This is a genomic window from Curvivirga aplysinae, from assembly GCF_009711445.1.
Lineage (GTDB): Bacteria > Pseudomonadota > Alphaproteobacteria > UBA8366 > Aestuariispiraceae > Curvivirga > Curvivirga aplysinae.
Genome location: NZ_SMMC01000069.1, coordinates 1 through 6,714, shown reverse-complemented (window position 1 = coordinate 6,714; position 6,714 = coordinate 1). Strand labels below are relative to the sequence as shown.

Sequence of the window (6,714 nt, the reverse complement as noted above, 5' to 3'; positions counted from 1 at the left end):
TTTTTAGATCGATAAATTCAAATTATAATATTTTATAGATTAAAATTCTCATATTATATTTTCAATATAAGACGTGCTCACGCAATTAAAGCAAAACGATCGCAATCATTGGAAAACTGTCTAATCGCGTATGAGCATAAAGCTAATCTCACTAAAGATAGAGAAGTTCGTTATGAGTAATAATCAAAAGACATCAGGATGCCCGTTCATGCATGGCAGCATGACATCCACAAGTAAATCCAATACGGATTGGTGGCCAAATGCCCTAAATCTAGACATCCTTCATCAACATGATTCCAAAACTAACCCTATGGGGTCAGATTTCAACTACAGAGAAGCCGTAAAGTCATTAGATGTTGACGCATTAAAAGATGATTTAAAGGCACTTATGACAGACAGCCAAGAATGGTGGCCTGCAGATTGGGGTCATTATGGAGGCCTTATGATCCGTATGGCGTGGCATTCCGCCGGTACATATAGATCAGCCGATGGTCGCGGCGGTGGTGTTACAGGTAATCAACGATTTGCGCCGTTAAATTCGTGGCCAGACAATGTCAATTTAGACAAAGCACGTCGTTTGCTTTGGCCTATTAAAAAGAAATATGGAAATAAAATCAGTTGGGCTGATTTGATGATCCTTGCAGGCAATATGGCTTACGAATCCATGGGTTTAAAAACATTTGGGTTCGGATTTGGCCGCGAAGACATCTGGCATCCAGAAAAAGATATTTACTGGGGCTCTGAACAGGAATGGTTAGAGTCAGATAGATATAAAGAGGATGATCGCGATTCTCTGGAAAATCCACTAGCAGCCGTTCAAATGGGATTGATTTATGTGAATCCTGAAGGTGTTGGAGGGAAACCCGATCCCCTAAAAACTGCCGAGGACATGCGCATTACCTTTGCGCGGATGGCGATGAATGATGAAGAAACTGTCGCCCTCACAGCTGGCGGACATACCGTAGGTAAAGCACATGGCAATGGCAACGCTGATAAAGTTGGCGCCGATCCGGAAGCTGCAGACATCCACACCCAAGGTCTTGGTTGGCTGAATGAAGGCAATCGCGGCATTGGTCGTGATACGGTTTCAAGTGGTGTTGAAGGCGCATGGACGACAAATCCAATTCAATGGGATAATGGCTATTTCCATATGTTATTCTCATATGATTGGGAGCTAACCAAAAGCCCTGCGGGTGCTTGGCAATGGCAACCCGTCAATATCAAAGAAGAAGATATGCCTGTTGATGTAGAAGATCCTTCCATCAAATGTATGCCGATGATGACTGATGCCGATATGGCAACAATCAAGGACCCAGAATACAGAAAAATCTCAGAGAAGTTTTATCAAGACCCAGAATATTTTTCTGAAATATTCGCCCGTGCCTGGTTCAAACTAACTCATCGTGATATGGGACCCAAAGCACGCTATATCGGTCCTGACGTTCCAGAAGAAAACCTGATCTGGCAAGATACTATACCAGCAGGCCCCATTGATTTTGATATAGAGGCTGCGAAAGAGAAAATCATCTCTAGTGGCTTAAAGAGCAACGAGTTAATTTCTACCGCTTGGGACAGTGCCCGCACATTTCGTGGTTCCGATATGCGTGGAGGTGCAAATGGTGCCCGCATCCGTCTAGCCCCACAACGTCATTGGATCGGAAATGAACCAGAACGTCTTGATCGCGTCTTGCCCGTATTAGAAGACATTGCGTCACAAACAGGGGCTAGTATCGCAGACATTATCGTGCTGGCAGGGAATGTCGGTATTGAACAGTCTGTAAAAGCTGCAGGCCACAACATCACAGTACCATTCACACCGGGACGCGGTGATGCCACTATGGACATGACAGATGAAGATTCATTTGCTGTACTTGAACCCTTACATGATGGCTATCGCAATTGGTTAAAAGATAATTATGCCGTAAGCGCTGAAGAGATGCTATTGGATCGGACTCAATTAATGGGCTTGAATGCACATGAAATGACAGCCTTAATCGGCGGCATGCGTGTGTTAGGCACAAATCATGGAGATGCTAAACATGGTGTCTTTACAGATCGCGAAGGCCAACTGACCAATGATTTCTTTGTGAACTTGGTAGATATGGCTTACAGCTGGCACCCAACAAAAGATGGCAATTATGAAATCCGTGATCGAAGAAATGGTACCGTAAAATGGACCGCGTCCCGTGTTGATCTTATATTCGGTTCCAATTCCATCTTGCGTTCCTATGCAGAACTATACGCACAAGATGATAACCAGCAAAAATTTGTTGAAGATTTCGTAGCTGCATGGGTCAAAGTCATGAATGCTGATCGTTTTGACTGCGAATAAGGTTTTCAGCTAAACACCTAAATTTCCAACTGTGGGAGAGAAGATATTCTCCCACAGTTGATATTTAGTAGAATTTAGAATTAAGGATCAAATGGCTACAGGCGCACTGATATGAGCATCAGGGTCGTATCCAACGATTTCAAAATCTTCGAATTGATAATCATAAATACTATCAGGTTTTCGATTAATCTTTAACTCTGGCAATGCTTTTGGACTACGTTGCAGCTGCGTTTCAATTTGTTCAAAATGATTACTATAGATATGCGCATCGCCGAAACTGACCACAATATCATGCGGGATCAAATCGCACTGCTGTGCCAACATATGTGTCAATAACGCAAGTGACGCGATATTGTAGGGCAACCCCAGCATAACATCAGAGGAACGGATATAAAGTTGCGCACTTAAATGTCCTTCTGCCACATAGAACTGATATAAAAGATGACATGGTGGTAACGCCATTTTTCCATTTGCCGCGTTATCTTGTGGGCTAACGCCTTCATCTGGCAGATATTCGACATTCCAGCCGTGGAACAAGATACGACGACTATTTGGATTATTTTTTAAGGTATCCACCACATAGTCGATCTGATTAATGGTTTCACCTGACTTGGTTTCCCAAGCGGTCCATTGCTTGCCATATACGGGACCAAGTTCACCCGCCTCTGTCGCCCACTCATCCCAAATAGACACGCCATTTTCACGTAACCATTTAGTGTTTGTGTCCCCATTCAGAAACCAGATCAATTCATTGGCAATACTTTTAAAATGCAATTTCTTTGTAGTCAGAAGCGGAAAACCATCTTTCAAACAATGGCGTAGCTGACGGCCAAAAACAGACTTGGTCCCAGTTCCCGTGCGGTCACCTTTAAAAATGCCGTTATCCAAGACATCTTGTGCCAGTTCCAGATATTGCTTCATAAATTCATCCTCAATTCAAATCTGGCAGCATCTTATCCGATTCATCAGAAGGTCACACTCTATCAACAACACTAAACGACCTTATTTTAAATAATGCATTTTAAAATTATGACTTCCTAGACCAACAGAAGCTTTTTCAAATGAAGGCTCAGAATAAGGTGTTTTCATACCGGAACCACCGTAACCTTCGATTGGATATTCCCCCTGTAAAGTTAAATCACCATTACCATCTTCATCTTGAAAGAAAGTGATCGCAAAAGGACCTTCTCCAATATTCTCAAAGGAAACAGTCACAGTTCCGCTGTTTATCGATAACTCTTCATAAGCAAGCAATCCATTTGGATCATAATTACGGTAACTATCTTCATCACCATATACCATTACAATTACCTTACCGTAACTTCGCTCAATACCATGTATTGTAAAACTCAAATCGCTTCCACTAACTGGGTTAGTTGCTACATCGCCAAACTCTGGCGTTTCTCTCACTATTTCCGATACTGTCGCAGCATTTGACGATGAGCTATCATAACTCACCACATATTCCGAAATTGATGGCATCTCATATGCCATATATGCACCACCAATTACGATCACTGTTGAAACAGCAATACCAGCGACTGTCTGTTTGAATGAAGGCATATGTATAACCCTTTGTTTATCTATTGCTTGATCTGACGTTTTTGATGAGCTGGTTCCCAGCCCGGCGGCATAATCAAACAACCGATTTTATTGAAAAGACCCTTGGTATAGAAAACCTTTTGTCCCAAACGATAAAACCCATGAAAGAACGCTGAAAAAGGATCATTTCTTTTAATCGGTGTCACCAATCCATAAACTACCTCTTCTTTTTCTTCTGCGAAGGTCCCAAACATACGATCCCAGATGATAAAGATACCGCCGTAATTCTTATCCAGATATTTATTGTTGGACCCATGATGTACACGATGATGCGACGGTGTATTCATGACCTTTTCAATAATACGTGGGAACTTTCCAAAACCTTCCGTGTGCAACAATGTTTGATATAACTGCACAAACATTTCGGCAAAAAACACAACAAAAGGATTAAAGCCGAGTAACACCAAAGGAATATAAAACGGTAATGGCAACACCCCATCCAATGGGCCAAAACGATACGCGACAGAAATGTTAAAATGCGGGGATGAATGATGCACCGTATGCGTTGCCCAAGCAACATTCACACGATGAGCAAAACGATGTTGCCAATAATACATAATATCTGCCAAGATGATACATATCGCAACTGTTGCCCAATTGGTTTCAATTGTCCAAATTGCATATTCGGATACATAAAAGAAAACCCCCACATAAAATCCGCCAATTATCAGGTAATTAATTCCGATAAAAGCACCAAGCGTGATGTAATTTGTAAAGACATCGCCAATTAATCCCCAACTCATTTTTTCTCTCAAACCATATCTTAGAAATTCGAGTGCTAAAAAAGCAAAAGAGAAAATAAAAAGCCAATCACCGATAAAAGCTTCCCATCCATAAATCTCCATATCCGTTAGCTGATTAAATATGAGTTTCATATCGGTCTCCTGACAATAAATGCGATCCGAACAACATCTTATCAGATGTCTGTCTTTTGCTGTATATAGGTATAATTTCATTTATTGTCAAATTTGAAAATCTATTTTTATGTTTACGTGAAAGATGGTTTCTCTTAATTGATAGGAAATTTATAAAAGGATAAGGGTTCAAACTGTGCATATTTCGATGATTGTCGCCCAAGGTGAAAACCGCGTTATCGGTGTTGATGGTGATTTACCGTGGCATCTGTCCGAAGATTTGAAATATTTCAAAAAAACAACAATGGGCAAACCCATCATCATGGGACGAAAGACTTATGAATCTATTGGCCGCCCCTTACCGGGGCGTCCAAATATCGTGATCACTAGAAATTTTGATTATAAAGCTGATCCAAAAGTTGATGTCGTTGCGGATATTGAGACCGCAGTGCAGCTTGGGAAGAAATATGCGACAGAGCTTAACTTAGAGGAAATCATGATCGTGGGTGGCGCGCAAATATACGCATCTGCCCTACCCTCTGCGACACGACTTTATATTACCGAAGTAGCTTTATCACCGAATGGCGATGCATATTTCCCGGAATTTGATAAAGCTAACTGGCAAGAAGTTTTCACAGAATCACATGAAGCAGAAGGTGATAATCCTGCCTATCGCTTTGTAACATATGAAAAATCTTCCTAAGGAAACAGGTTTAAACTACTGGATTCACTAAAAGCTTTATTTTCTGCGAAAAAGCCTCTTGAGATTCCTTTTTCTGTGCCTATCTTTAGGACCCAAATGAAATAGCAAATTGCGTGAGGAAACACGCGAAACGGAAAGTTTACGAAAATGTCTGAGACCCAACATTCTAAAGTTTTAATTATCGGTTCTGGCCCTGCTGGTTATACCGCTGCGATTTACACAGCGCGCGCAAACCTGAAACCTAGATTGGTTGCAGGTCTTCAACCGGGTGGTCAATTAACCATCACAACTGAAGTTGAAAACTATCCGGGTTTTGCTGATGTGATCCAAGGTCCTTGGTTGATGGAACAGATGCGTGAACAAGCTGAAAAAGTGGGCACAGATCTGGTTTATGACATCATCGTTGATGTTGATTTTGAAAGTCGCCCAATGCGTGCCACAGGTGACAGTGGTACGGTCTATACAGCTGATAGTATAATTATTTCCACAGGTGCGCAGGCAAAATGGTTGGGACTTGAATCAGAACAAACTTTCCAAGGTTTTGGTGTTAGCGCATGTGCCACATGTGATGGTTTCTTTTATCGCGGTAAAGAAGTCGCAGTTGTTGGCGGCGGTAATACTGCTGTTGAAGAAGCAATCTATCTGACCAATCATGCAGAAAAAGTTACACTGATCCATCGTCGCGATCAATTAACAGCTGAAAAGATCCTGCAAGATCGTCTGTTTGCGAATCCAAAGATTGAAATTCTTTGGAATAACACACTGGAAGAGATTCTAGGTGAAGACGGCAAAGGTGTGACAGGCTTAAGCCTTAAAAATACCAAAGACGGCAGCATGAGCGAACTCACTGTCGATGGTGTTTTCATCGCGATCGGACATAGCCCAGCAACAGAAGTTTTCAAAGGAAAACTGCCTATGGATGATCATGGATACCTCTTAGTTGAAGCAGGCACCGCATCCACAACAGTTCCGGGTGTATATGCAGCTGGTGACGTAACAGACAAGATTTATCGACAGGCTGTAACAGCGGCAGGCATGGGGTGTATGGCTGCGCTAGAAGCTGAAAAATATATCGCAGAAATTGAATCTCAGGTTGCAACCGCAGCCGAATAAAATTTTAATTAAAATAAATGTTTAGCGATGGAATCAAGCTTCATGTTTGATTCCATTGACTCTTTTTATATTAAGTAAAATCCCGTCTAAAAATTCACAAAAGAATCATC

At 41.7% G+C, this 6,714-nt stretch carries 6 protein-coding genes; 3 read left to right on the top strand and 3 right to left on the bottom strand.

Going from position 1 to position 6,714, the window contains the following annotated elements; translation table 11 throughout:
• Positions 1-172: 172 nt before the first annotated feature.
• Positions 173-2,332 carry a catalase/peroxidase HPI gene (gene katG / locus E1160_RS01135; protein ID WP_155153153.1) on the top strand — a complete coding sequence of 720 codons (2,160 nt, stop codon included), beginning with the start codon at positions 173-175 and terminating at the stop codon, positions 2,330-2,332.
• Between the two features lie 87 nt (positions 2,333-2,419).
• On the opposite strand, the gene E1160_RS01130 is transcribed toward katG, so the two are convergent.
• The 3 genes from E1160_RS01130 to E1160_RS01120 all read right to left on the bottom strand — a co-directional run bounded on the left by E1160_RS01130 (position 2,420) and on the right by E1160_RS01120 (position 4,809).
• Positions 2,420-3,253 (bottom strand): thymidylate synthase, encoded by an 834-nt coding sequence (locus E1160_RS01130; RefSeq protein WP_155153152.1) that lies wholly within the window; start codon positions 3,251-3,253, stop codon positions 2,420-2,422.
• An 81-nt stretch (positions 3,254-3,334) separates the two neighbouring features.
• Positions 3,335-3,895: a DUF2141 domain-containing protein gene (locus E1160_RS01125; protein WP_155153151.1), complete on the bottom strand. Its 561-nt coding sequence runs from the start codon at positions 3,893-3,895 to the stop codon at positions 3,335-3,337.
• Between the two features lie 20 nt (positions 3,896-3,915).
• Positions 3,916-4,809, bottom strand: coding sequence for a sterol desaturase family protein (locus tag E1160_RS01120; RefSeq protein WP_218048635.1), 894 nt, complete (start codon positions 4,807-4,809; stop codon positions 3,916-3,918).
• A 175-nt stretch (positions 4,810-4,984) separates the two neighbouring features.
• Between E1160_RS01120 and E1160_RS01115 the strand changes: the two genes are divergently transcribed.
• Together E1160_RS01115 and trxB are read left to right on the top strand one after the other, a co-directional pair.
• On the top strand, positions 4,985-5,491 hold the full coding sequence (locus E1160_RS01115) for a dihydrofolate reductase (protein WP_218048634.1): 507 nt from the start codon (positions 4,985-4,987) through the stop codon (positions 5,489-5,491).
• Between the two features lie 147 nt (positions 5,492-5,638).
• Entirely contained in the window at positions 5,639-6,604 is a 966-nt protein-coding gene (gene trxB, locus E1160_RS01110) for a thioredoxin-disulfide reductase (protein WP_155153149.1), read from the top strand.
• Positions 6,605-6,714: the final 110 nt, after the last annotated feature.

Bases quoted from the DNA above. Each gene is read 5' to 3' on its own strand.
- trxB (WP_155153149.1), top strand. From the start codon at position 5,639: ATGTCTGAGACCCAACATTCTAAAGTTTTAATTATCGGTTCTGGCCCT.
- katG (WP_155153153.1), top strand. From the start codon at position 173: ATGAGTAATAATCAAAAGACATCAGGATGCCCGTTCATGCATGGCAGC.
- E1160_RS01130 (WP_155153152.1), bottom strand. From the start codon at position 3,253: ATGAAGCAATATCTGGAACTGGCACAAGATGTCTTGGATAACGGCATT.
- E1160_RS01125 (WP_155153151.1), bottom strand. From the start codon at position 3,895: ATGCCTTCATTCAAACAGACAGTCGCTGGTATTGCTGTTTCAACAGTG.
- E1160_RS01120 (WP_218048635.1), bottom strand. From the start codon at position 4,809: ATGAAACTCATATTTAATCAGCTAACGGATATGGAGATTTATGGATGG.